The sequence below is a fragment of the Halorhodospira halophila genome (genome assembly GCF_016653405.1).
In the GTDB taxonomy this organism is placed as follows: Bacteria; Pseudomonadota; Gammaproteobacteria; order Nitrococcales; family Halorhodospiraceae; genus Halorhodospira; species Halorhodospira halophila_A.
In genome coordinates this window covers 25,018-48,886 of the sequence record NZ_NHSN01000001.1, presented here as the reverse complement: position 1 = coordinate 48,886, position 23,869 = coordinate 25,018, and the positions used below count along the sequence as shown (strand labels likewise).

23 protein-coding genes and 1 riboswitch are annotated in these 23,869 nt (G+C 68.5%); of the genes, 9 read left to right on the top strand and 14 right to left on the bottom strand.

Annotated features, from left to right (window positions below; translation table 11 throughout):
• The 4 genes from msbA to CCR79_RS00195 all read right to left on the bottom strand — a co-directional run bounded on the left by msbA (position 1) and on the right by CCR79_RS00195 (position 4,998).
• Positions 1 to 1,821 (bottom strand): lipid A export permease/ATP-binding protein MsbA, encoded by a 1,821-nt coding sequence (gene msbA / locus CCR79_RS00210; RefSeq protein ID WP_242510333.1) that lies wholly within the window; start codon positions 1,819 to 1,821, stop codon positions 1 to 3.
• Positions 1,822 to 1,831: 10 nt separating this feature from the next.
• A complete protein-coding gene (locus CCR79_RS00205; protein WP_201167163.1) occupies positions 1,832 to 2,254 on the bottom strand; it encodes an ExbD/TolR family protein in 423 nt (140 codons plus the stop codon).
• The gene (locus CCR79_RS00200; RefSeq protein WP_201167161.1) at positions 2,251 to 2,883 is read right to left on the bottom strand and encodes a MotA/TolQ/ExbB proton channel family protein; all 633 of its coding nucleotides are present in this window, start codon (positions 2,881 to 2,883) and stop codon (positions 2,251 to 2,253) included. Before CCR79_RS00200 ends, CCR79_RS00205 begins: the two co-directional genes overlap by 4 nt.
• 63 nt (positions 2,884 to 2,946) lie before the next feature.
• Positions 2,947 to 4,998 carry a ComEC/Rec2 family competence protein gene (locus CCR79_RS00195; RefSeq protein WP_207190251.1) on the bottom strand — a complete coding sequence of 684 codons (2,052 nt, stop codon included), beginning with the start codon at positions 4,996 to 4,998 and terminating at the stop codon, positions 2,947 to 2,949.
• A gap of 194 nt (positions 4,999 to 5,192) precedes the next feature.
• On the opposite strand from CCR79_RS00195, the gene CCR79_RS00190 reads away from it, so the two are divergent.
• Entirely contained in the window at positions 5,193 to 5,753 is a 561-nt protein-coding gene (locus tag CCR79_RS00190) for a DUF2062 domain-containing protein (RefSeq protein ID WP_201167143.1), read from the top strand.
• Between the two features lie 3 nt (positions 5,754 to 5,756).
• Here the strand turns inward: CCR79_RS00190 and lolD are convergent, their stop codons facing one another.
• The 3 genes from lolD to sfsA are packed head-to-tail and all read right to left on the bottom strand — an operon-like array spanning position 5,757 to position 8,440.
• Entirely contained in the window at positions 5,757 to 6,473 is a 717-nt protein-coding gene (lolD, locus tag CCR79_RS00185; protein WP_201167141.1) for a lipoprotein-releasing ABC transporter ATP-binding protein LolD, read from the bottom strand.
• Positions 6,466 to 7,710, bottom strand: coding sequence for a lipoprotein-releasing ABC transporter permease subunit (locus CCR79_RS00180; RefSeq protein ID WP_201167140.1), 1,245 nt, complete (start codon positions 7,708 to 7,710; stop codon positions 6,466 to 6,468). The genes lolD and CCR79_RS00180 overlap by 8 nt, the downstream gene beginning before the upstream one ends.
• A 4-nt stretch (positions 7,711 to 7,714) precedes the next feature.
• A complete protein-coding gene (gene sfsA / locus CCR79_RS00175; RefSeq protein WP_201167138.1) occupies positions 7,715 to 8,440 on the bottom strand; it encodes a DNA/RNA nuclease SfsA in 726 nt (241 codons plus the stop codon).
• A 124-nt stretch (positions 8,441 to 8,564) separates the two neighbouring features.
• Between sfsA and CCR79_RS00170 the strand changes: the two genes are divergently transcribed.
• The 5 genes from CCR79_RS00170 to CCR79_RS00150 all read left to right on the top strand — a co-directional run bounded on the left by CCR79_RS00170 (position 8,565) and on the right by CCR79_RS00150 (position 15,242).
• A complete protein-coding gene (locus CCR79_RS00170) occupies positions 8,565 to 9,677 on the top strand; it encodes an agmatine deiminase family protein (RefSeq protein WP_201167136.1) in 1,113 nt (370 codons plus the stop codon).
• The gene (locus CCR79_RS00165) at positions 9,674 to 10,552 is read left to right on the top strand and encodes a carbon-nitrogen hydrolase (RefSeq protein WP_201167134.1); all 879 of its coding nucleotides are present in this window, start codon (positions 9,674 to 9,676) and stop codon (positions 10,550 to 10,552) included. Before CCR79_RS00170 ends, CCR79_RS00165 begins: the two co-directional genes overlap by 4 nt.
• Before the next feature lie 64 nt (positions 10,553 to 10,616).
• Positions 10,617 to 11,003, top strand: coding sequence for a DUF4870 family protein (locus tag CCR79_RS00160; RefSeq protein WP_201167132.1), 387 nt, complete (start codon positions 10,617 to 10,619; stop codon positions 11,001 to 11,003).
• 4 nt (positions 11,004 to 11,007) lie between these two features.
• Complete coding sequence (gene mfd, locus CCR79_RS00155) at positions 11,008 to 14,451, top strand: transcription-repair coupling factor (protein WP_201167129.1); 3,444 nt, start codon at positions 11,008 to 11,010, stop codon at positions 14,449 to 14,451.
• 89 nt (positions 14,452 to 14,540) lie between these two features.
• A complete protein-coding gene (locus CCR79_RS00150) occupies positions 14,541 to 15,242 on the top strand; it encodes a CsiV family protein (RefSeq protein ID WP_201167127.1) in 702 nt (233 codons plus the stop codon).
• Between the two features lie 71 nt (positions 15,243 to 15,313).
• On the opposite strand, the gene CCR79_RS00145 is transcribed toward CCR79_RS00150, so the two are convergent.
• From CCR79_RS00145 to CCR79_RS00125, 5 genes are read right to left on the bottom strand one after another with little or no spacing between them, the layout of a single operon-like run.
• Entirely contained in the window at positions 15,314 to 16,045 is a 732-nt protein-coding gene (locus tag CCR79_RS00145) for an S-methyl-5'-thioinosine phosphorylase (protein WP_201167117.1), read from the bottom strand.
• The gene (locus CCR79_RS00140; RefSeq protein ID WP_201167114.1) at positions 16,045 to 16,638 is read right to left on the bottom strand and encodes a hypoxanthine-guanine phosphoribosyltransferase; all 594 of its coding nucleotides are present in this window, start codon (positions 16,636 to 16,638) and stop codon (positions 16,045 to 16,047) included. Before CCR79_RS00140 ends, CCR79_RS00145 begins: the two co-directional genes overlap by 1 nt.
• A gap of 50 nt (positions 16,639 to 16,688) precedes the next feature.
• Positions 16,689 to 17,729, bottom strand: a complete 1,041-nt coding sequence (gene nagZ, locus CCR79_RS00135) for a beta-N-acetylhexosaminidase (protein WP_201167110.1) — start codon at positions 17,727 to 17,729, stop codon at positions 16,689 to 16,691.
• 26 nt (positions 17,730 to 17,755) lie between these two features.
• The gene (locus tag CCR79_RS00130) at positions 17,756 to 18,301 is read right to left on the bottom strand and encodes a L,D-transpeptidase (RefSeq protein WP_201167107.1); all 546 of its coding nucleotides are present in this window, start codon (positions 18,299 to 18,301) and stop codon (positions 17,756 to 17,758) included.
• Positions 18,286 to 18,762 carry a CYTH domain-containing protein gene (locus tag CCR79_RS00125; protein ID WP_201167104.1) on the bottom strand — a complete coding sequence of 159 codons (477 nt, stop codon included), beginning with the start codon at positions 18,760 to 18,762 and terminating at the stop codon, positions 18,286 to 18,288. The genes CCR79_RS00130 and CCR79_RS00125 overlap by 16 nt, the downstream gene beginning before the upstream one ends.
• 139 nt (positions 18,763 to 18,901) lie before the next feature.
• Here CCR79_RS00125 and gpmA point away from each other — a divergent pair, with 139 nt between their 5' ends.
• Positions 18,902 to 19,594 (top strand): 2,3-diphosphoglycerate-dependent phosphoglycerate mutase, encoded by a 693-nt coding sequence (gpmA, locus tag CCR79_RS00120; RefSeq protein ID WP_201167100.1) that lies wholly within the window; start codon positions 18,902 to 18,904, stop codon positions 19,592 to 19,594.
• Positions 19,595 to 19,622: 28 nt separating this feature from the next.
• On the top strand, positions 19,623 to 20,138 hold the full coding sequence (moaC, locus tag CCR79_RS00115) for a cyclic pyranopterin monophosphate synthase MoaC (RefSeq protein ID WP_201167097.1): 516 nt from the start codon (positions 19,623 to 19,625) through the stop codon (positions 20,136 to 20,138).
• Here moaC and CCR79_RS00110 read toward each other — a convergent pair.
• Both CCR79_RS00110 and CCR79_RS00105 read right to left on the bottom strand, forming a co-directional pair.
• On the bottom strand, positions 20,135 to 20,464 hold the full coding sequence (locus CCR79_RS00110) for a 4a-hydroxytetrahydrobiopterin dehydratase (RefSeq protein ID WP_201167095.1): 330 nt from the start codon (positions 20,462 to 20,464) through the stop codon (positions 20,135 to 20,137). The two genes, moaC and CCR79_RS00110, sit on opposite strands and share 4 nt — an antisense overlap.
• Before the next feature lie 93 nt (positions 20,465 to 20,557).
• Positions 20,558 to 21,826 carry a glycerate kinase type-2 family protein gene (locus CCR79_RS00105; protein ID WP_201167092.1) on the bottom strand — a complete coding sequence of 423 codons (1,269 nt, stop codon included), beginning with the start codon at positions 21,824 to 21,826 and terminating at the stop codon, positions 20,558 to 20,560.
• A 74-nt stretch (positions 21,827 to 21,900) separates the two neighbouring features.
• Positions 21,901 to 22,005, top strand: a riboswitch (TPP riboswitch).
• Between the two features lie 89 nt (positions 22,006 to 22,094).
• Between CCR79_RS00105 and thiC the strand changes: the two genes are divergently transcribed.
• Positions 22,095 to 23,705, top strand: coding sequence for a phosphomethylpyrimidine synthase ThiC (gene thiC, locus CCR79_RS00100; protein WP_201167089.1), 1,611 nt, complete (start codon positions 22,095 to 22,097; stop codon positions 23,703 to 23,705).
• Positions 23,706 to 23,869: the final 164 nt, after the last annotated feature.

Here is a 23,869-nt window from a genome sequence, read left to right as displayed (position 1 = left end):
CTACCCTTCCACCGGAGGATCGGTGCGGTCTTCGAACTGCATCCGGTACAGCCCGGCGTATCGCCCGCCGCGTTCGAGCAGCTCGCGATGCGTACCGCGCTCGACGATTCGTCCGCCGTCAAGGAAGAGGATCTGATCCGCGTTCTCGACCGTCGAGAGCCGGTGGGCAATGACAAAGCTCGTCCGGCCCTCCATCAGACGCTCCAGCGCCCCTTGGATGTGTCGCTCGGACTCCGTGTCCAGCGCCGAGGTCGCCTCGTCCAAGATCAGGATCGGAGCATCCTTGAGCACCGCCCGGGCTATGGCGATGCGCTGGCGCTGCCCGCCGGAGAGCAGCACCCCATCCTCACCCACCTCGGTCTCGAAGCCCTGCGGCAGGGCCTCGATGAAGCCGGTTGCGTTGGCGGCATCCGCTGCCGCGCGGACCTGGTCATCGCTCACCGCCCCCTGGGCCCCGAAGCGGATGTTGTCGGCCACCGAGGCGTTGAACAGCATCACATTCTGCCCGACCATCGAGAACTGTCGGCGCAGATCGGCCAGCCGGTACTCTTGCAGCGGCAGCCCGTCGAGGCGGATCTCACCGCCGGTCGGCTCGTAGAAGCGCGGCAGCAGATTGACCAGCGTCGTCTTGCCGCTGCCCGACGGCCCCACCAGCGCCACGGTCTCGCCGGCCTGCACATCCACATCGATCCCGCGCAGGACCTCCCGCTCACCGTCGTAGGAGAACCGTAGACCCTCCAGCTCGACGTGCCCCCCGGCGCGATCAATGCCCCGTGTACCATGATCCGGCTCCTGCGGGGCGTCCACCACATCAAAGATGCTCTGCGCAGCCGTCAGCCCCTTCTGGATGGTCGCGTTGACAGCGACCAGGGACTTGAGCGGCGGATTCAGCAACAGGATAGCGCCGGCAAACGAGACAAAAGTACCCACAGTTATGGTCTCAACCACCGCATCGACGGTGACAAGGTAGATCACCACCGCCAGGGCGATGCCGGCAACCAGGCGGATCAGCGGAACCGAGGCGTACTTGGTGGCCATGAATTTCATGAACTGCTTGCGGTTGCGCTCGTTCACGCGCTCGAAACGCTGCCGCTCGCGATCCGCCTGCCCGAAGGCCTTGACCACCTGATAACCGTGCACGCTCTCTTCGGCCACGCTGCCCACGCCACCGACGGCGTGGTGGATGCGCTTGCTGATCTTGCGGAAGCGCTTGGTGATGTAGGCGATGATCCCACCGACCACGGGCAGAACCCCGAGCACGATCAGCATCAGCCACGGTGAGAGGTAGGTCATGTAGCCCAGCAGAAAGACCACCCGCGCGCCGTCCTGGATTAGGCTCAAGACGGCACGCGTCACCGCACCGGCCACCTGCTCGGCTTCATAAGTGAGCTTGGAAACCAACCGGCCCGAGGACTGCTGGTCGAAGACCCAATTCGGCATGACCAGCAGCCGGTCGTGAACGTCCAGCCGCAAACGCTTGACCAGCTGGCGACCGATCCAGGTCATCAGATAGTGGGAGGTGAAGTGAGCAACGCCCTGGAAAACGATGAACACGATCAGCAGCAACGCATAAAAGCGGATCGTGGCTGCATCCTGCTCGACGAAACCGTCATCGAGCAGCGGCCGGATCAACGCCACCACGCCGGTCTGCGTGCCGGCAAGCGCCAGCATCGCCAGGATCGCCACCACTCCCACCTTCCAGTGCGGTAGGACGTACCCGACGAACAGCCGACGGAACGTCGGCCACGTCCGGCGATCCAGCTTGCGCGTCCGAGCGCTGTCGGGCAGTGGCTGCCCAGGGGCTTGTGCTTGCGTGCTCAAACCGTCTCCCTCACGGGTCGTCGGAGCGTGTGGTGGCGATGGAAACGCGATCGATACCGACCCGGCCGGCCCCATCGAGCGCACGGACCACGGCCCGGTGCGGAGCATCAGCGTCGGCGCGGACCACGATGCCGGCAACGTCTCCGGCCTCCCGCGCCTCCTCCAGTGCCCGGACCAGGGTGTCGATCTCCCGATTGACCAGGGGGCTGCCGTCGACGAAGTACTCCCCTTCGGCGCTGATGCCGATCTCGAGCAAACGGGGCTGCGCTTCCTCGGTCTCCTGTTCGGCCTCGGGCAGTGTGATGTCGAGGCCGACCTGATCGACGAAGGTGGTGGTCACCATGAAGAAGATCAGCAGCAGGAAGACGACGTCGATCAGCGGCGTCAGATTGAGATCTGGCTCGTCCCGGCGTTGGCGGCGTCGCAGGTTCAAGCTGTCCCCCGATCGCGCTGTGCCGAGCGCTCAGGATCGCTGGCCTCTAGCAGCAGCATGGCCTCCTGTTCCATCTCGACCACGCGGTCATCCACCAGCCCGCGCAGATAGCGGTACGCCATCAGCGCCGGAATGGCCACCGTCAGCCCGGAGGCCGTCGTGATCAACGCCTCGGCGATACCCCCGGAGAGCGCCTGCATGTCCCCAAGCCCCTCGGCACTGATCGCACCGAACACCTTGATCATCCCGATCACGGTACCCAGCAGGCCCAGCAGCGGGCTGATCGCAGCGATCGTGCCCAGTGTATTCAGGTAGCGCTCGAGACGGTGCGCCTCGTGTCGGCCGGCATCCTCAATAGCCTCGGCCATCACACTGCGGCCGTGGTGCCGGTTGGCCAGACCGGCCGCCAGGATCCGGCCCAGCGGTGAACTCTCCTTGAGCGTCTCTAGGTGATGGGCCTCGAGCTCATGCTCCTGCGCCAGGCGCCAGGCCCGACCGCGCAGCGGCTGGGGCAGGATCCGCCGCTGCTGCAGGGTCCAGAAACGCTCGATGATGATGGCCAGGGCGAGCACGGAGCCGATCAGGATCGGCACCATCAGCCAGCCGCCGGCCTGGATGAGCTCAAGCATGATCACTCCCCGGGGTCGGTCAAGGGCGCGCAGTCCGGAAACGGGTGGGCGTGGCGGCGGATTCTAAAGCATCCCGCCCGCCGACGCAGCCGCACCGCCCCGATGATAGATCCGGCCACTGCGCTGCAGCTCGCTGCGCAGCTGCCATGTGCGCCCATCGTCGCTAAGGATTAGTGCCCCGTGCTCGTCGGTGCGCAGCATCCGGCCATCCTCTGGCGCGACGGCCGCGCTGCACGTACCTCGGTCCTCGGCGCAGCCAGCCGCCCCCACGACCCATCCGGCAGTGTCGGCATCGAGTTCCGGTCGCAAAGACAGGTCATCCGCCCGGCCCTCCACATCGAGCCCCCATGCCCCTTCGTCGAGGGGCGTGGCCCGCAGCGTCAGACTGCCCAGGGTGATGGACCACCCATCGGTCTCCGCCTCGCGCCCGGCTCCCAACCACTCGGCGTCCGCCCAGCGCTGCCGCGCTTCGGCCACGGCCCCGTCCCAGGGGGACTGCTTGCGCGGTACCAGCCACGCTTCGAGGGTTAGCCCCCGGGCCTCGAGAAACGGCTCCACGGCCACGCTCGCCGCATCGAGCCCTCCGCCGGGGCCGCCGCCATAGACCACCGCGCGCTCCCCGTCGCAGAGCAGCGCGGTCAGCCCGGAGCCGGTGTCGAAGACCACCACCCGCGCAGTCTGCCCACCCCCTTGGTCGCCCGGGCCGAGCAGCAGCAGGGCTAGTAACGGACCGGCCAACCAGCGCCCGGGCAAGGCGTGCGGACCGAGCACCAGCGCCACCCCGAAAACCGCCAGAGCCACGGCGCCCGCCGAGGGGGCAGGCACCTCGACGGCCCCGAAGGCCTGGGCCATCCAGCCGAGCACCGACATGAGCAGGCCAAGCGAGGCCTCCGCGGCCTGCCACAACCAGCCGCCCCAGGCAGGCACCAGGGGATGCAGGGCGATACCAGCCAGCACCGGGGGCACTACCAGCAGGCTGACCCATGGCACGGCCAAGAGATTGGCCAGCGGCGAGAGCAACGGCAAGTGCCCGAACCAGACGGCAGTCGCGGGCAACATGCCGATGCCCACCAGCGTCTGAATGCGCAGCCAGGGCAGCGGACCGCGCTGCACCGGCCGACCCGTCGTAGCCGCCAGGATGATGGCCACGGCCCCGAATGAAAGCCAGAATCCGGCCCCGAGGGGCGCCCAGGGGTCGACGGCCAGGACGGCGGCCGCGGCCACGGTGAGACTGTGCCAAGGGCTCAGGGGGCGGCGCAGGGCGAGCGCCCCCGCGAAGACCAGCACCATAACCAGCGCGCGCTGGGTGGGCAGGGTGAAACCGGCCAGGGCCGCGTAGCCCGCAGCAGCCAGCGCTCCGGCCAGGGTGCCGGCGACCACCGCCGGCACCCGGCGAACCAGTGGCGGGATCCAGCGCCAGAGCACGCCAGCCAGCATCCCGGCCAATCCGGCGACCAGACCGATGTGCAGCCCGGAGATGGCCAACAGATGGGCGGTCCCGGTAACCGAGAGCACGTCCCACTGATTGTCGCTGATTCCGGCGCGCACCGCGACGCCGAGCCCTTGGACCAGCCCCAGATACCGCGAATCGCCGAGCCGCTCGGCCATCACCTCGGCAATCCGCGCTCGGAGCCGATCCATCTGCCAGCGGCCGGCCAGGCGCTCGGCGCGATCCGCATCCCGCACGTAGCCCGTGGCCCCGATGCGGTGCTGGAATAGCCAGCGCTGGTAGTCGAAACCCGCCGGGTTGAGGAAGCCGTCCGGGGCGCGCAAGCGCAGGCAGAGGTGCCAACGTTCCCCGGGGCCCGGCTGGCCCTCCCCCGCACCGTACCAGTCCACGCGAACCCGACGCGGCAACGGATCGGTCAGCTTGCCCTCGACCTGCCGCTCCGGACGGAACTCGAAACGCGTTCGATGACTCTCAACCTCGGGGATGGAGACGATCCGCCCTTCTAGGCAGGCGTCCGTACCATCCAGGCCCGGGTCGAGTTCGTGGGCCAAGAGCCAGCAGGCGCTGAGCAGGGCCCAAGCGCAACCCAGCAAACCGGCAGCCGGCCAGCGCCAACCACGCGGGGCGATCAGGGCCCACCCGAGCGCGGTGGCAGTCGCCGCCACGACCGACAGGACGCCGGGGGGCTCCCGTAACAAGCTCACGACCAGTACGATTCCGGCCGCGAAAGCAAGCGATCCGGCTCGCATCAGCCATCCTTGGCGTATGCGTGGTCGGTTAGGCTAGCTGAGAACCCCGCCGGGGCGCCAGCGCCCCGGCTTGGACAGCGGCCCGGTCAGGCAGGTATCGAGGAACATTCATGCGACGGTGGCTCAAGGGAACGTTACCGGATCTGCAGCGGCTCAAGCAGCAGGGGCGCTTCGGCTTCCTGGGCCGACTGCTTGAGGATCCGTTCCTGTTCCACCTAAACCGCCGCTCGACGGCCGGCGGTGTCGCGATCGGGGTGTTCGTGGCCTTCCTGCCCATCCCGCTGCAGATGCTGCTGGCCGCGGTCATCGCCATCCTGGTCCGCGTTAATCTGATCCTCGCCGTGATTCTGGTCTGGGTGAGCAATCCCCTGACCATGGGGCCGATGATCTACGCCAGCTACCGCACTGGCGCGTGGCTGCTCGGCGCGGAGTTTGAACAGTTCGACTACGACAACACCGTGCAGTGGTTCCTGGGCAATCTGAACCAGGCCTGGCAGCCGGTGCTAACCGGATCATTGGTGCTCGGGGCGCTTGCCGGGGTCATCACCTACATTGCGGTCCTGCTGATCTGGCGCTACGCCGTCCACCGCGAGCGCAACCAGCGCCGGATCCGCATCGCTCACCGACGCCGTAGTATCACCGCGCAGGAGCAAGGCGGCGACAAGCGTTGACCGCTAGCCCGACGCCGGCTCCTGCGACCGCCCCTGCTGCGCCAGCAGGTGGCCGTCCTCGAGTTTGTAGACCCGCTCGGTGCGGTGCGCCAGGTCCAGGTCGTGGGTCACGAAGACGAGCGCGGTACCGAGTTCCTCGTTAAGGCTCTGCAGCATCCCGAACACGCGCTCGGCCGTATGACGATCCAGATTCCCGGTAGGCTCATCGGCGAGGATGCACTTCGGTCGCGTCACCAGGGCGCGCGCAATGGCCACCCGCTGCCGCTCACCTCCGGAGAGTTCCGACGGGCGGTGGCTCATGCGCGCTTCCAACCCGATCCGCTCGAGCAGCCCGGCCGCCGTGGCACGCGCCCGTGCCGCTGGCTCGCGCCGGATGAGAAGCGGCATGGCAACGTTCTCCAGAGCCGTGAACTCCGGCAGCAGGTGGTGAAACTGGTAGACGAACCCCAGCGCCTCGTTGCGTAGGCGCCCGCGGGCCGCCTGCTTAAGGTCGTAGATCCGCTGGCCGGCCACGTGGACCTCGCCGGCGGAAGGGGTGTCAAGACCGCCGAGGATGTGCAGCAGGGTGCTCTTGCCGGAGCCGGATGGCCCGACCACGGCCACTTGCTCACCGGCGCGCACGCGCAGATCCAGACCGCTGAGGACCTCGATCTCCTGCGGCCCCTCGCTAAAACGCTTGGCCACCCCCCGACAGTCGATGACCACCTGGGCATCACTCATAGCGCAACGCCTCCGCAGGCTCGGTGCGTGCCGCCCGCCACGCCGGGTAGAGCGTGGCGACCAGGGACAGCACCAGCGCCAGTGCCGTAATCCGCCCCACGTCCTCGCCACGCAGTTCGGAGGGCAGATCGCTGATGTAGTAGACATCGGCGGGCAGGAACTCGAAATTGAGCAGCTGCTCCACCGCCGGGACGATGTTCTCCACGTTGAGCGCCAGTGATACACCTCCGGCGACCCCGAGCGCGGTCCCGACGACGCCGATCACCGCCCCCTGGATGATGAACACCGCCATGACGCTGCCGGGGCTCAGCCCGACGGTGCGCAGTATGGCAATATCGGCCTGCTTATCGCGGACGACCATCACCAACGTCGAGACGATGTTGAAGGCCGCCACCGCCACGATCAGCGCCAGGATGACGAACATCACCGTTTTCTCGGTCTGCACCGCCCGGAAGAAATTAGCGTGCTGGCGGGTCCAGTCCACCACCCGGTAGTGCCCCGGCAATTCGTTGGCCACCTCGCGGGCCAGCCAGGGCGCGGCCATCATGTCGTCGAGCTTGAGCCGGATGCCGCTGACCGCGTCGCCCATGCCCTGGACCCGCGCCATATCACCGATATGGGCGATGGCCAGGGTCCGGTCGTACTCGTGCATCCCCACCTCGAAGATACCGGTCAGCGTGAAACGCCGCATGCGGGGGGTAATGCCGGCGACAGAGACACGGGCCTCCGGGGTGATCACGGTAATCCGGTCGCCGATCCGTGCGCCGAGCTCGCGCGCCAGGGCCGAGCCCATGATCAGCCCGAACTCCCCGGCTTCCAGTTGCGCATCCCCGGCGATGACCTGATCCAGCACATCGGAAACACGAGGCTCCCGATCCGGATCCACGCCACGGACCAGCGTCCCGCTAACCTGGCCGCCGCGGGTCACCATGACCTCTCCGTCGATGAACGGCGCGGCCCCCACCACACGGGGATGTTGCTCGGCGCGTTCCAGCACCCCAGGCCAATCATCCACCTGGCGCTGAGCGCCATGCACCTCGGCGTGCGAGACCATGCCGAGGATCCGCTCGCGCAGCTCACGCTCGAACCCGTTCATGACCGAGAGCACGGTAATCAGGGCCGCCACGCCCAGGGCGATGCCGATCATCGAGGTCATGGAGATGAACGAGACGAAGTGCCCCCGCCGGCGGGCCCGGGTGTAGCGAAGGCCGATGAACAGCTCTACAGGTCGGAACAACGGACTACGGCTCCTCTTGATGATGGACCGGCAGGGGACAGTCGGGGCGGATCCCGGTGGCGCTCGGATGCAGCCGGATCGCCCGCAGGTCGACGCCCGCCGCTGCGGCCTCGCGCAGCGCCTCGGCATAGCGCGGGTCGATCGACTCGGCCGGACGCACCTCCAGCGCATCGCTGCGCTGCACGCAGAAGATCAAGGCGGCACGGCCACCACCGCGGACCCAGTCGGCAAGGACCTCCAGATGCCGCCGCCCGCGCTCGGTGACCGCATCCGGGAACAGCGCCCGGCCGTGCTCCACCGCCGCTGTCACGTTCTTGACCTCAACAAAGCACGGCGGTTCCCCGCCCGGATGGTCCTCCAGAAGCCAGTCGGCACGCATGGGGGCGTCCGGCACCCGGACCTCGCGGCGACGCGTGGCGTAAGCCGACAACCCGGGCAGCAATCCGGCATCCAGCGCCTCGCCGACCAGCGCGTTGGCGCGCCCAGTGTGCACCCCCACTACGATCGACCCCGGCAGCTCGACCAGTTCCCAGGTGTGCGCATACTTCCGACCGGGGCGCGCGGAGTGGCTGAGCCACACCCGCGAGCCAGGCTCGGTGCAACCGAGCATCGAGCCGGTATTCGGGCAGTGCACGGTCCACTGTCGGCCGCCAGCGTCCTCCACATCGGCAAGAAAACGCCTGTAACGGCGGACCAGTCGCGCCTCCGTCAACCCCTGCTCGAATTCCACGACACGGCTCCCCCGGGCTTGATCCGCGCTCAGTCTACGCGTCCGCGGCACATCGCTCATACCCTTTACATGACTCGGTGATCGGGTATAGTCCGTGTCGCCTTTTCGGGATCCGACCAACGCCATGTCCGCGCCCGTTCACCCCGATTGCCAACATCCGCGCCTCCCCGCCGAATGGGAGCGCCAGGCAGCGCTGATGCTCACTTGGCCCCACTCCGGCGGCGACTGGGGCGAACACCTCGCCGCCGCCGAGGCTAATCTCGAGCGCCTGGCTGCGGCTGCGGCGCAGTACCAGCCCGTACTTGTCGTCTGTCCCGACAGCCGAACCAGTGGCCGCGTGCGCAACCGCCTGCGCTCCGCGGGGGTTCCGGCGCAGCGCCTGATCTTTAGCGAAGCGCCTTCCGACGATGTCTGGGCACGGGACCACGGCCCGATCACCGTCCTGCGCGCGGGCGGCCGGGCGCAGCTGCTCGATTTCCGCTTCAACGGGTGGGGCGGGCGCTATGCCGCCGCCGAGGACGACCGCCTGACGCGGAGACTCACCGAGGAGGGCGTCGTCGGGGGGGAGTCCTACCGGCGCATCGAGTGGATCCTCGAAGGCGGCAGCATCGACAGCGACGGCGCCGGCACCCTGCTGACCACCTCGCGTTGCCTGCTCAACCCCAATAGAAACAAGGATTCCGGGCGCGAGGAAGTGGAGGCCCAGCTCCGCGCCCGCCTCGGCGTCCGCCGTGTACTCTGGCTGGAGTCGGGCTGGCTCTGCGGCGACGACACCGACGGCCATGTCGACATGCTGGCCCGCTTTGTCGACCGCCACACCATCGCCCACGCGGTCTGCGAGGACCGCGATGACCCGCATCATGCACCGCTGGAGGCGCTGCGCGCCGAGCTGAGCGCCGCACGCACCCTCCACGGCGAGCCCTACCGGCTGATCGAGCTGCCCCTCCCGGCCCCGATCCATGACGAAAATGGCAACCGCCTCCCCGCGACCTACGCCAATTTCGTCTTCATCAATGGCGCCGTGCTGGTGCCGGTCTACGACGACCCTGCGGATGCAGTGGCCTGCGCGCGGCTCGCCCAGGCCTGCCCGGATCGCGATATCGTCCGGGTGCCGGCGCGGGACCTCATTCGCCAGGGCGGCAGCATTCACTGCGCCACGATGCAGCTGCCGGAGGGCGTCATCGTCGATGGTCTGGCCGCGCCAACTGCGGGCGCAGGGAGGGTTCACGAGGCATGAGCCGCCAAACCACGCTCGGTCTGGTCCAGCATCCGTGCAGTGCGGACCGGCAAGAGAACCTGGAACGCTCGGAGGCGGGGATTGCCCGCGCCGCCGAGGCGGGGGCCGATGTGGTCCTGCTTCAGGAGCTACATTGCGGGCACTACCCGTGTTACGAGGAGCACCCGGCCCATTTCGACGCAGCTGAGCCCATCCCGGGCCCGGGGACCGAGCGGCTGGGCCGGGCGGCTGCTGAACACGGCGTGGTGGTCATCGGCTCGCTCTTCGAACGCCGGGCGGCCGGGCTCTACCACAACACCGCGGTGGTGCTCGAGCGCGACGGCACGCTGGCCGGCACCTATCGTAAGATGCACATTCCGGATGACCCGGACTATTACGAGAAGTTCTACTTCACCCCCGGCGATGGCGGCTTCACCCCCGTGGACACCTCCGCCGGGCGGCTGGGCGTGCTGGTGTGCTGGGATCAGTGGTTCCCGGAGGCAGCCCGGCTCATGGCCCTCGCCGGGGCCGAAATCCTGCTCTACCCCACCGCCATCGGCTTCGCCCCGGAGGAGCCCGCCGATGAGCAGGCGCGGCAACTCGAGGCCTGGGAGACCATCCAGCGCGGTCACGCCATCGCCAACGGCCTACCGGTGGCAGCGTGCAACCGGGTGGGCACCGAGCCGGCCGCCCGTTTCTGGGGCCGCAGCTTCGTCTGCGGCCCACAGGGCGAGATCCTTGCCCGCGGCGGCGAGGAAGAGACCGTCCTCGTTGTCCGCCTCGACCTCCACCGCACCGAGGAGGTCCGGCGCATGTGGCCGTTCCTGCGCGACCGGCGCATTGAAGCCTACCAAGGCCTAGCCCGGCGCTACCTCGACACCCCGGGAGACGCTTAGGACGGCGCCGCGCCGGGCTGGTAATATGCTCAGCCTCTGGTATCCGCTAGTGTGAGGCGAACCGATGCAAGAGACGGAAAACGGCCAGCAGCCGCCCGCCGACACGCCCCCCGGCGTCGCCCCGTGGGCGGTCTACATCCTTCACCTGGGTAGTCTGTTCATCGGCCTGACGGCGGTCATCGGGGTGATCATCGCCTATATGCAGCGCCGTGACGCAGCGCCTTGGGTCCAGAGCCACTACCAATTCCAGATCAACACCTTCTGGATCGGTCTGCTGATCTTCGCAGTGGCCATCATCACCATGCCCCTTTACGGCCTCGGTTTCCTGCTCGGCGTGTTCCTGACCATCTGGCTGCTCGTACGCTGTATCTACGGCATGCGTCAGCTCAATGCGCGGGAGCCGATCCCCGACCCCGAGACCTGGCTGTTCGGCTGGAGCCGGAGCGGTTAGCGGCGTGTTGCTCGGCGATCTGCCCCTACCCCGACGCCCCGCCGAGCGGCGGGACTGGTCCGGGCTGCTCGGCGCGGCCCAGCCGCTAGCCATCGCGGAAGCCGCCCGGCAGCATGACGGACCAGTCATCGCAGTTACCGGAACGCCGCAGCAGGCCGCCGCCCTGCAAGAGGCGCTCGGTTTTTTCCTGGGAGACGACGCGTCCGTGCTCGGCTTTCCGGACTGGGAAACCCTGCCCTACGACGTCTTCTCCCCGCATCAGGACATCATCTCGGAGCGTCTGCTCGGGCTCTACCGCCTGCCGGGGATGGACCGCGGCGTTCTGGTGGTTCCGGTGGCAACCCTCATGCATCGCCTGCCGCCGCGCGGCTGGCTCGAGGGTCGATCGCTGATGCTGCGTCCCGGCGACCAGCTGGAGATCGAATCCATGCGCCGACGTCTGGAGGCCGCCGGCTACCGATGCGTCCCCGAGGTCGGCGAACACGGTGAATTCGCGGTCCGGGGCGCCCTACTCGATCTCTTCCCGATGGGAGGCGAAACGCCCTATCGCATCGACCTGTTCGACGACGAGGTCGAGAGCCTGCGCCGCTTCGATCCCGAGACCCAGCGCACCACCGAGAAGGTCGACGCCATCGAGCTACTGCCGGGCCGGGAGTTCCCCACCGACGAGGACGGGGTCACCCGCTTCAGACAGGCATTCCGGGCCGAGTTCGAGGGCGATCCGGGGCGCAGCTTCCTCTATCGCGCCGTCAGCGAGGGCCGCATCCCCGGGGGGATCGAGTACTACCTGCCGCTCTTCTTCGAGGAGACGGCCACGCTGTTCGACTACCTGCCGGAAGGGACCCTGTCTGTGCGTCTGGAGGGGGTCGACGAAGCGGCGGACAGCTTCTGGCGGCAGGTTCAGGACCGTTACGAGCAGCGCACTGGCGATATGGACCGTCCCCCACTGCCGCCCCGTCGAGTCTTCCTCGACGGGGACGAGCTACGCGCCGGCCTCAACCGCTGCCCCCAGGTGGCGCTGCACACCGAACCCGGGCGCGGCGCCGAGGCCGAAGTCAGCGCCCTGCCCGAGCTGGCCGCCCGGCCCCAGGCGGAAAGACCACTGGAACGGCTCGAGGACTTCCACGCCGGACACAACGGACGGGTCCTGTTCACTGCCGAGAGCGCCGGACGCCGCCAGGGGCTGCAGGAACGGCTGACCCGAGCCGGCATCGAGGCTGAGCCGGTGCGTGGCTGGCGCGAATTCCTCGACGGCGACGCGACGGCGGCGATCACCGTCGCCCCGCTGGAGAGCGGCGCGCGCATTGACGGGATGGCTATCATTCCGGAGAGCGCGCTCTACGGCGAGCGCGCCCGGCAAAGCCGGCGCCGGCGCTCCAGTGCCTCCACCGACCCCGCGGCGGTGATCCGCGACCTCTCCGACCTGCACGAGGGCGCCCCGGTGGTCCACGAGGACCACGGGGTCGGCCGCTATGTCGGCCTGCAGAGCCTCACCGTCGGGGACGTTACCACCGAATTCCTCACCCTCGAGTACGCGGGCGGCGACAAGCTCTACGTCCCGGTTTCCGCGCTGGATCGGATCTCGCGCTACACCGGGGCCGACGCCGATGAGGCCCCGCAGCACCGCCTGGGCAGCGATCAGTGGGATAAGGCGCGGCGCCGGGCGGCCAAGCGCGCCCGCGACGTGGCCGCCGAGTTGCTCGACCTCTACGCGCGGCGTCAGGCCCGGGCCGGCGATGCCTGTCTGTTCGACGACGAGGCCTATGAGGCCTTCGCCGCCGCCTTCCCCTTCGAAGAGACACCGGACCAACAAGCGGCCATCCAGGCGGTCCTTCAGGATCTGCGCTCGGATCAGCCCATGGACCGGGTGGTCTGCGGCGATGTCGGCTTCGGCAAGACCGAGGTGGCCATGCGGGCCGCCTTCGCCGGTGTGCAGGCCGGGCGCCAGGTGGCCATGCTGGTGCCGACGACCCTGCTGGCGCAGCAGCACTACCAGAACTTCGCCGACCGCTTCGCCGACTGGCCCGTGCGCATCGAGTCGCTGTCGCGCTTCACGGGCAAGAAGGGCAACGAGCAGGCCCTGGATCGGATCGCCAACGGACAAGCCGACATCGTCATCGGCACCCACAAGCTGCTCGGCAGCGAGATCCAGTTCAAGAACCTGGGGCTGGTGATCATCGACGAGGAGCAGCGCTTCGGCGTCCGGCAGAAGGAACGGCTCAAGCGCCTCCGCGCCGAGGTCGATGTCCTGACCCTGACCGCCACGCCCATCCCGCGCACCCTAAACATGTCCCTGGCGGGTATCCGGGACCTGTCGATCATCGCCACGCCGCCGGAGCGACGCCTGGCGGTGAAGACCTTTGTCCACGAATGGAACGACGGCCTCATCCGCGAGGCCTGCCAGCGGGAACTCCAGCGGGGCGGGCAGGCCTATTTCCTCTACAACGACGTCAAGACGATCGATCGCACCGCCAACCATCTGCGTGAGCTGATGCCGGAAGCGCGGATCGGTGTTGCCCACGGCCAGATGCGCGAGCGGGAACTCGAGCAGGTGATGCTCGACTTCTACCACCAACGCTTCGATATCCTGGTGTGTACCACGATCATCGAATCGGGGATCGATATCCCCACCGCCAATACGATCATTATCCATCGGGCCGATCGTTTTGGGCTCGCCCAGTTGCACCAGCTTCGCGGCCGCGTCGGGCGCTCCCACCACCGGGCCTACGCCTATCTGCTCGCGCCGCCGCCGAGCGCGATGACCGCCGACGCGCTCAAGCGTCTGGAGGCTATCTCTCAGCTCGAGGACCTCGGCGTCGGTTTCGCGCTTGCCTCCCACGACTTGGAGATCCGCGGCGCCGGTGAGCTGCTCGGCGATGAGCAGAGCGGACAGATCCAGGAGGTCGGGTTCACGCTGTACAGTCAGCTCCTCGAGCGGGCGGTCAAGGATCTCAAGGCCGGACGCGATCCGGCACCGGAGGCCGAGCTGGAGAGCGGTGTGGAGGTGGACCTGCGCCTTTCCGCCCTGCTCCCGGCCGACTACCTGCCGGATGTCCACACCCGCCTGGTGCAGTACAAGCGGATCAGCAGCGCCCGCAGCGACGCCGACCTCGAAGAGCTCCAGGTGGAGATGATCGACCGCTTCGGCCTGCTGCCCGATGCAGCACGCAACCTCTTCCGGACGGCCGCCCTCAAGCTTCGGGCCGAGGCGCTGGGCATTCGCAAGATCGAGGCCGGCCCCTCCGGCGGGACCATCCAGTTCGGCCCACAGCCCCAAATCGATCCGGCTCGCCTGGTTCAGATGGTTCAGCAGGAGCCCGACAAGTACCGCCTGGACGGGCAGCAGCGTCTCCACGTCCGTGCCGATCTCAGCGATGAGCAGACCCGCTTCGAAGTGATCGAGCGACTTCTGGAGAGGCTTCACGCCAGCGAGGAGGTGGCAGGATGAGAGGGGTGACTCCCGGCACGCGGAGACCGCGTCGCGGGCTTGCGGGCGTGGTACTGAGCGCGACGCTTCTGCTCACCGGGGGCGCGGGCGTGTCCGTGTCGGCACAGGCGGCCGAGGCGGATGAATGGTACGAGGTGGAGGTCATCGTCTTCCGGCAGTGGGAACAGGGCGGGCGCCACGCCGAGCGCTGGCCAACCCGCGCCGACCTCCCCCATTACCCGCTCTGGCAGATTCCGGCCGGATGTGGAAGCGACCAGGCGAGCCGGCGGGAACTCGGCATCGAGGACGACCCGGCCTCGGCCGAAATCGAGACCGACGATCTGGACGCCCAAGAGACCCGCCTACACTGCCTGCCCGCCGAGCGGCGGCGGTTAACCGCCCACTGGGGAGCCCTGACCCGATCCGACGCCTACCAGCCGCTGTACCACCTCGCCTGGCTGCAGCCGGGCGTCGGGCGGGACCGGGCCGTAGCGGTCCCTGTGCCCTACCACTGGACGCCGCCCACCGAGGCCGAGGCCCGGAACCAGGAACTCCGCGACCCACAGTATCAGCCCCCGGCCTTCGGGCTGATCCGCATCTATCGGGAGCGCTTCCTCCACGCCGCAGTCGATCTGCGTCTGCACTGGCGAGCGGTCGGGCGGGAGATCGATGAGGCCGAGCAGATTCGGGCCCCGCTCCACCGTATGCAAGAAAACCGCCGCATGCGCAGCGGCGAGCTCCATTACCTGGACCATCCAGCTCTGGGCGTACTCATCATCATCCACCCAGCCGACCAACCGCCCGACGGCTGACCGAAGGCGCCCCGTTCGGGGGCCGACCGGCGACGCGTTGCGCGTCGCCGGCTTCCGTCTGGGCCGGTCGTCTAGCTCAGCGCCGCGATGATCCTGCGCACCGCCTCCATGCCGTGGAGGAGGTGATCGCGGATCTCGTCCATGGACAGCTCCGCCCCGTCGCCCATGCCGGCGGCCCAATTGGCCACCACGGCGCAGTGGGCGTAGCGCAACTCGGCCTCGCGCGCCAACGCCGCCTCCGGCATGCCGGTCATCCCCACCAGATCGCAGCCGTCCCGGCGCATGCGGCGGATCTCCGCAGCCGTCTCCAGGCGCGGCCCCTGGGTGGCGCCGTAGGTGCCGCCATCGATCGCATCGACGCCGGCCTCGCGCGCGGCGCCGAGCAGCCACTCCCGCACAGTGCCGTCGTAGGGATAGGTGAAATCGATGTGGGTAACGTGATCCAGATCCTGGTGGTAAAAGGTGGCGATACGCGAGTGCGTGTAGTCGATGATCTGATCCGGGATCGCGACCCGGCGCGGCGCGTACTCCTCCCCCAGGCCACCGACCGCCGCGACGGCGATCACCCGGTCGACGCCGACGTGACGCAGGGCCCAGATGTTGGCGCGATAGTTGACCTGGTGCGGCGGGATATTGTGGCTGTGGCCGTGGCGCGCCAAGAAGGTGACATCGTGGCCACGGAATGTGCCGTGGATCAATGGCGCCGATGGCTCGCCGAACGGAGTCCGGACCACCTCGCGACGGGTGATTTCCAGCCCCTCGAGGGAGGTCAGCCCGGTCCCGCCGATAATGCCAACACTCATCAACGCTCCTCCGTATCCGGTTCCTGTTGCGACCTTGCGGCCTGCTCGGTGCGGGCATCGATGGCGTAGATGCCATCGGCGTTGCGCCCCAGCCCCCGGCAGTCCATCCCGGCGCCGAAGACGTAGCGGTCCTCCACTTCGAGCCCGACGTAGTCGGCGCACAGCCCCTCGAACTTGCGATCGTGGCGCTTATCGACCAACACGGCGGTTCGCACCGAGCGCGCCCCGCCGTTGCGGAAGGCCTCGATGATCCCGGCCAGCGTATGGCCCTCATCCAGGATGTCATCGACGATCAGCAGGTCTCGCCCCTCCATCGGCGTCGTGGGTAGCGCATGCCACACCAGATCCTCGCCGCTGAGTTCGTTGCGGTACCGGGTGGCGTGGACATAGTCGACCTCGAGCGGGAACTCCAGGCGCGGCAGCAGCCGCCCTGCCGGGATCAGCCCGCCGATCATGACGCCCAGGATCAGCGGGTTGCGCCCGCCGAGATCCTCGGTGATCTCCGCGGCCATGCGGTCCAGGGCCCGCTCGATGGCCCGCCGGTCATGGATCAGTTCGGCCCCGCGCAGATCCGGGGCATCGTCCCAAGGCATCGCAGCCCTCCTGGTACCGTTGTCTTTTACCGTTGTCGGTTTCGATGGACTCACCCCGGCGCCTCGAAGCCCGGGATCCCCTCAGTCAGCTCGCGGACCGCTGCCTGATAGGCGGCATCCTCCTGGAGTTCGGACCATGCCGGGGCCGGCCGACCATGCATACGCACCATACGCAGTCCGGATGCAGGTTCCAGCCAGCGGTCTGCCGCGACCTCGCCGAGCAGCGCCTCGGCCTGCGGCGGATCGCAGACCAGCGCTGCATCGCAGCCGGCCCCGAGGCACGCATCCACCCGTTCCAGCATGGTGCCGGCCGTCTCCGCCCCGCGCATACCGAGGTCGTCACTGAAAACGGCCCCGAGGAAGCCCACGCGACGACGCAGGATGTCACCGATCCAGCGCCGGGAGAACCCGGCGGGCCGGTCGTCCACCTCGGGGTAGACCACGTGCGCCGCCATGATCCCCGGCAGCCCGGCGGCGGCCAGGCGCTGAAAGGGTACCAGATCCCGGCGCGCGATCTCTGCCAATGGCCGCCCATCGCACGGCAGCGCAACGTGACTGTCAGCCTCAACCGAGCCGTGCCCCGGGAAGTGCTTGCCTACCGCCGCCATACCCGCCTGGCGCATACCGCGCATCCAGGCATGCCCCAACCGCGCCACCGTGGCCGGATCCCCGTGCAGGGCGCGCGCGCCAATGACGGGGCTGATCCCGCCATCGAGATCCAGCACCGGGGCGAAGCTCAGATCCACTCCGCAGGCGCGGAGCTCCGCAGCCATGACCCACGCGGTCCTCTGTGCGGTCAGCCGAGCCTGATGCGGGTCGAGATCGTTCAGGCGACCCAGCCAAGAAGCGGGGGGAAGCGGCGTGAACCCCTCGCGGAATCGCTGCACGCGCCCACCCTCCTGATCCACCGCGATCAACAGCGGCGGCTCGCGCACGGCGTGGATGTCCCGCGTGAGATCATGCAGTTGCTGCACATTCTGAAAGTTGCGGGCAAAGAGGACGACGCCACCGACGGCCGGGTGGCGCAGGAGTTCCCGCGACTGCGCGGGGAGTTCCACCCCCTCGATACCGATCATCAACGGGCCCAGCATGGCGTGCCCCTCCCTGTCGCCCCGAATCAGCCGCCCCGGGTCGGCATCGGCCGGCTCGGCCAGCGCGAACCGATCCAGACCGGGGTGCCCGCATCCACCGCGTCGAACAGCTCGATCACGTCCGCGTTGCGCATGCGGATGCATCCGTGGGAGCACGGCACACCGACAGGCTCGCTGTCCGGGCACCCGTGGATGTAGATGAACCGCTTCATGGTATCCACCGCACCGAGGCGATTCACCCCGCGCTCCAGGCCGGATAGCCACAGGATACGACTCAGGATCCAGTCACGCTGCGGGTGCTCTCGGTGCAGGGCCGGTGTCCACACCTCGCCGGTCGGGCGCCGGGCCACGAACACCGCCCGGCAGGGCTGATCGGCGCCGATGCGGGCCCGCACGGAGTGCCAGCCGCGCGGGGTCCCGCCACCGCCATGGCGCTCCCCGGGACCGCGGGCAGCCGTGGCCACCGGGAACACGCGCAGCGCGGCCTCCCCCTCGTGGAGGGTCAACCGCTGCGCCGGCAGATCAACACCCAGCCAGCGTTGCGGCAGGGCACAGCTCACCGCGCGGCCCATTGCGAGTAGGGGTTCTGGATGAGGCAGACGTTGTAGTAGCGCGGGTCATCGGAGACCTCCTCGCCGACCCAGGGGGGGCACTCGAAGTCCTCATCGGCATCGCCGAGCTCGATTTCGGCAACCACCAGTCCCGCGTTGTCGCCCTCGAAGACATCAACCTCCCACGTATGCCCCGCCCACGGCACCTCGTAGCGCACCTTCTCGATCTGCGGCCGCTCGCAGAGCTCCGCGAGCATCTCCTCGGCATCCCGCAGCGGGATCGGATACTCGTACTCACGGCGTTCCACTCCCAGGGTGGCGCTCTTGATGTTCAGCCACGCCTGCTCTCCGGCGACGCGCACACGGATCGAGGCGCGCTGCGCCCCCACCAAATACCCCTGGCGCATGCGCTGTCCGGTATCGGCATGCTCACGCCAATCATCGCCGCTGAGCAGAAACTTGCGCTCGATTTCTTGCGCCACTTCATCCTCCACTTGAACCACGTGAATGGCGTTACCATACAACCCGTAGCGTGCGCCGTCACAACGGCGCCCCCCCTCGCCGAGGACGGCCCGAGGCATTACACTATCGGCCCTTTCCGTCACGGAGGGTGTGAACCTGATGCCGAAACTCGTCCTACTGCGTCACGGCCAGAGCATCTGGAATCTCGAGAACCGGTTCACGGGCTGGTACGACGTCGACCTGAGCGATCAGGGAATCGACGAAGCCCGGGAGGCAGGCGTCGCCCTACGCGAGGCGGGGATCACCCCGCAGGTCGCCTACACCTCGGTGCTTAAACGGGCCATTCGCACCCTTTGGTTGAGCCTCGCCGAACTCGACCGCATGTGGATCCCCGAGATCAAGGACTGGCGGCTGAATGAGCGCCACTACGGTGCACTCACCGGCCTGAACAAAGCGGAAACGGCCGAGCAGTACGGCGACGAGCAGGTCCACATGTGGCGGCGCAGCTACGACACCCCGCCCCCGGCCCTGGAGCCGGACGACGAACGCCACCCGCGCCACGATCCGCGCTACGCCGATCTGGATCCGCAGCAGCTGCCGGGTACGGAGTCGCTCAAGCTGACCCTGGAGCGCGTGCTCCCCTGCTGGGAGCGCGAGATCGCACCGGCGCTGCGCCAGTACGACTGCGTGCTCATCGCCGCCCACGGCAACAGCCTGCGTGCGCTGGTCAAGCACCTCGACGGGCTGGCTGATGACGCGATCATGAAGCTCGAGATTCCCACCGGACGGCCGCTGGTCTACGAGCTAGACGACAACCTGGGCGTGCAGCGCAGCTACTACGTCCAGGATTGACCGGAGCCCCCGCCGAGGAGGCACGCCCATGGGCGACGGGTCTGGCCACAAGGATCGAGCCGCCTCACCGCTGCCCCACCTGACAGGTAGCGGCGAGGCGCACATCGTCGATATCGGCGATAAGGCGGCCACGCGACGGGTGGCCGTCGCCGAGGGCTGGATCGCCCTGTCGGAATCGGCCTTCTCGGCCCTGGAGGCCGGCAACCTGAAAAAGGGCGACGCCTTGGCCACGGCCCGCATCGCCGGGCTGATGGCCGCCAAGCGCACGGCAGAACTCGTCCCCCTGTGCCACCCCGTGGCGTTGAGTCACGCCGAGGTTACGCTGACCCTGCAGGCGGAAAGCCACCGGGTCCATTGCCGCACCCGGGTTGAAACCACCAGCGCCACCGGGGTGGAGATGGAGGCGCTCACCGCGGTGCAGACAGCCCTGCTGACCGTCTACGACATGTGCAAGGGGCTCGACCGCGGCATGGAAATTGGCGGCGTCCGTCTCGTGCACAAGCGAGGCGGACGCTCCGGGCACTGGGGCGACGATCCGGACTAGGCGCCCAGGGCATCGACCTTGGCGGCGAGGATGAAGTCGTTCTCGTGCAACCCCTCGATCTTGTGCGTCTGGATCTGCACCTCGGCGTAGCCGTAGCCGAGGAGGATGTCCGGGTGGTGATCCTCCGCCTCGGCCACTTCCGTGACCCGATTGACGAAGGCCAGAGCATCAATGAAGTTGCGGAACTTGAAACGCCGGTAGATCATCCGGGCATCGGCATCCAGGGACCACTCGGGGACCTGCGCCAGCATGCCCTCCGCCTGCTCCCGGTCCATGGGGGCCACGCCGCCCTGGCACGGCACGCACGTCTTCTCGGTCAGACTCATCTCGACTACCTCCACGGTTGACCACGGCCCTTCCCGTCCAGTGTAGGTCCCCTCCCGGGAACCGGGACACCTTAAACGGCCCGCGGGATTTGCCTACGGGACCAGGAGCGCGCGGAAGTCGTTGACGTTGGTCAGCGTCGGCCCGGTGTGCAGCAGCCCCCCGACGGCCTCAAAGAAGCCGTAGCTGTCGTTCTTCGCCAGGTGCGCCCAGGCGTCCAGCCCTTGGGCACAGGCGCGTTCCAGGGTGGCCGGATCGACCAGCGCGCCGGCGTTGTCTTCACTGCCGTCGATGCCGTCGGTATCGGCGCAGAGCAGGTGGAAGCCCGGGATCCCGTCGGCAGCCAGGGCCGCCGCCAGGGCCAGCTCGGTGTTGCGCCCCCCCCGGCCCGAACCGCGCACGGTCACCGAGGTCTCGCCACCGGAGAGCAGCACACAGGGCGGCGGCACCGGCGCGCCCCAACGCCGGCAGGAGCGACCCATGCCAATCAGTACGCGCGCCACCTCGCGGGCCTCGCCCTCGATGGTGTCGCCCAGTACCAGCGGGGTCACACCATCCGCCCGGGCCGCCTGCGCCGCGGCCTGCAGGGCTGCCTGAGCCCCGGCGACCACATGGCATGACACGCGCCGCAGACGCGCATCATCGGGCCGCGGGGGTGGCTGCGCCTGCTCCAGCGCTGCGGTGACCGAGGGGTCGCAGGGCACTTGATAACGATCCAGGATTCGGCGCGCATCCTCCGGTGTCGAAGTATCCGGGCTGGTGGGGCCGGAGGCGATGGTCGCCGGATCGTCTCCCGGCACGTCGGAGATCAGCAGGGTGACGACCCGCGCCGGGTGGGCGCGCGCAGCCAGGCGCCCGCCCTTCACTGCCGACAGGTGACGGCGGACGGTGTTGATGGCATCGATCGGTGCACCGCTGCGCAGCAGGGCCCGGGTGGTCGCCTGCTTCCCAGCCAAGGTCAGCGGCGGTGCAGGGGCGGTCAGCAGCGCCGACCCACCCCCGGAGAGCAGCACCAGGACCAAGTCGTCCGACCCCAGGCCGTCGAGCTGGCCGAGCAGCTCCTGCGTCGCTTCAACACCCGCCTCGTCCGGCACCGGATGGCCGGCCTCGCGCACCACAATGCTGCCGGTAGCCATGGCGTGTCCGTACGGCACGATCACGGTGCCGCTCAGCGGGCCAGTCCAGTTCGTTTCGACGGCTGCTGCCATCGAGGCAGCCGCCTTGCCAGCGCCCACAACCACCGTCCTGCCCGCCCCGGGCTCCGGGAGCATGGGGGGCAGACAACGGGCCGGATCCACCGCCGCCAAAGCCGCCTGGAACCAACGCTCAAGCCACACCCGAGGGTCCTGGCGCTCCGCTCCCATGGCAACCTCCGCTTCCTGCAGGCCCTAGGGGGCATCTTTGCACACCTGATCCGCAAATGCTCTAATGCGGCTCAAGACGGAAGCGGGGGTGCCCCCCGGCCAGCCGGCCGGGGGGCTGAGAGAGTCCCTTGGAACCTGATCCGGTTCGTACCGGCGTAGGGAGCTTCCGGGTGGTGCGCGCCAGCCTCGGGCTGAGCCCGCACGCTCTACACCCGCCCCGCTCCGTCTCCAAACGGCCAATGACAAGGGAGATGGAGCCTTGAACGAGATGGATTCCGCAACCACCCGTCCGCCGACCCCGGATCAGACCCGCGACACCAGCAACTGTCCGCTCAGCCAAGCCGTCCGCGAGCGTGCCTGTGCAGCCGCCGGCCCGTTCCCGGCTTCGCACCGGGTCTACCTGCAGGGAAGCCGGGAGGATCTCCGGGTGGCCATGCGCGAGATCGTCCAGAGCCCGACCCAGACCATCGACGGGCCGCGCGAGAACCCGCCCCTGCGCGTCTACGACACCGGCGGCCCCTACACGGATGCCGAGGCCAAGCTCGACCCCGCCCGGGGCATCCACCCCGTCCGCGCTCCCTGGATCGCCGAGCGCGGCACCAGGACCCCCACCCAGCTCGACCACGCGCGTGCCGGCGTCATCACCCCGGAGATGGAGTACGTCGCCCTGCGCGAGGGCCTGTCGGCGGAGTTCGTGCGCGACGAGATCGCCCGCGGCCGGGCCGTGATCCCGGCCAATCATCGCCACCCCGAGGCGGAGCCGATGGCCATCGGCCGCCATTTCAAGGTCAAGGTCAACGCCAACATCGGCAACTCGCCGCTGAGTTCCGGCATCCCGGAAGAGCTCGAGAAGCTCATCCACGCCGTGCGCTGGGGCGCCGACACCGTCATGGACCTGTCCACCGGCGAGGCTATCCACGAGACCCGCGCCTGGCTGCTGCGCAACTCGCCGGTGCCGATCGGCACCGTGCCGATCTACCAAGCGCTGGAGAAGGCCGGACGCCCGGAAGACCTCACTTGGGAGGTGTTCCGCGACACCCTCATCGAACAGGCCGAACAAGGGGTGGACTACTTCACCATCCATGCGGGCGTACGCTACAACCACGTCGACCTGGCCCGCGGCCGTCTGACCGGGATCGTCTCCCGCGGAGGATCGGTCATGGCCAAGTGGTGCAGCCACCACCAGGCCGAGAGCTTCCTCTACGAGCGCTTCGACGAGATCTGCGAAATCCTGGCCCGCTACGACATCACCATCTCCCTCGGTGACGGCCTGCGGCCGGGCTCCGTGGCCGATGCCTCGGACGAGGCACAGCTGGCCGAGCTGCGGACCCTGGGTGCGCTCACTGAACGCGCTTGGGCCCACGGCGTGCAGGTCATCATCGAGGGACCGGGGCACATCCCGATGAACCAGATCGAGGAGAACATGCGCCTGCAGAGCGAGACCTGCCTTCAGGCCCCGTTCTACACCCTCGGCCCCATCGTCACCGACATCGCGCCGGGGTACGACCACATCACCTCGGCCATTGGTGCAGCACAGATCGGCTGGCACGGCACGGCGATGCTCTGCTACGTCACCCCGAAGGAGCACCTGGGGCTGCCCAACGCCGATGACGTGCGCACCGGCATCGTCACCTACAAGGCGGCCGCCCACGCGGCGGATGTGGCGCGCGGCCACCCGGGGGCACGCGATCGGGACGATGCGCTCTCCCGCGCCCGCTACGAGTTCCGCTGGGAGGACCAGTTCAACCTCTCTCTGGACCCGGAGCGGGCCCGTGCCTATCACGACGAGACGCTGCCGAAGGCCTCCCACAAAGAGGCGGCCTTCTGCTCGATGTGCGGGCCCCGCCACTGCGCCATGGCGATCAGCCAGGAGCTGTGAGCCGGACCGCGGCGCCCCAATAGGTTTGTGCTATCACAGCGGTTCAGAATAAAGACTGTACGCATCGGGGCGCGATGCTTAAGGTAGGAACCGTAACGTTCGAGCTATCGCCAACAGTCCTCCGCAACATCGGCGGCCGCCCCCAGCCGCCACCGGCGTTTCCG

Bases quoted from the DNA above. Each gene is read 5' to 3' on its own strand.
- CCR79_RS00200 (WP_201167161.1), bottom strand. From the start codon at position 2,883: ATGCTTGAGCTCATCCAGGCCGGCGGCTGGCTGATGGTGCCGATCCTG.
- CCR79_RS00190 (WP_201167143.1), top strand. From the start codon at position 5,193: ATGCGACGGTGGCTCAAGGGAACGTTACCGGATCTGCAGCGGCTCAAG.
- lolD (WP_201167141.1), bottom strand. From the start codon at position 6,473: ATGAGTGATGCCCAGGTGGTCATCGACTGTCGGGGGGTGGCCAAGCGT.
- CCR79_RS00170 (WP_201167136.1), top strand. From the start codon at position 8,565: ATGTCCGCGCCCGTTCACCCCGATTGCCAACATCCGCGCCTCCCCGCC.
- CCR79_RS00165 (WP_201167134.1), top strand. From the start codon at position 9,674: ATGAGCCGCCAAACCACGCTCGGTCTGGTCCAGCATCCGTGCAGTGCG.
- CCR79_RS00160 (WP_201167132.1), top strand. From the start codon at position 10,617: ATGCAAGAGACGGAAAACGGCCAGCAGCCGCCCGCCGACACGCCCCCC.
- CCR79_RS00145 (WP_201167117.1), bottom strand. From the start codon at position 16,045: ATGAGTGTTGGCATTATCGGCGGGACCGGGCTGACCTCCCTCGAGGGG.
- CCR79_RS00140 (WP_201167114.1), bottom strand. From the start codon at position 16,638: ATGCCTTGGGACGATGCCCCGGATCTGCGCGGGGCCGAACTGATCCAT.
- nagZ (WP_201167110.1), bottom strand. From the start codon at position 17,729: ATGCTGGGCCCGTTGATGATCGGTATCGAGGGGGTGGAACTCCCCGCG.
- CCR79_RS00130 (WP_201167107.1), bottom strand. From the start codon at position 18,301: ATGGGCCGCGCGGTGAGCTGTGCCCTGCCGCAACGCTGGCTGGGTGTT.
- gpmA (WP_201167100.1), top strand. From the start codon at position 18,902: ATGCCGAAACTCGTCCTACTGCGTCACGGCCAGAGCATCTGGAATCTC.
- moaC (WP_201167097.1), top strand. From the start codon at position 19,623: ATGGGCGACGGGTCTGGCCACAAGGATCGAGCCGCCTCACCGCTGCCC.
- CCR79_RS00110 (WP_201167095.1), bottom strand. From the start codon at position 20,464: ATGAGTCTGACCGAGAAGACGTGCGTGCCGTGCCAGGGCGGCGTGGCC.
- CCR79_RS00105 (WP_201167092.1), bottom strand. From the start codon at position 21,826: ATGGGAGCGGAGCGCCAGGACCCTCGGGTGTGGCTTGAGCGTTGGTTC.
- thiC (WP_201167089.1), top strand. From the start codon at position 22,095: ATGGATTCCGCAACCACCCGTCCGCCGACCCCGGATCAGACCCGCGAC.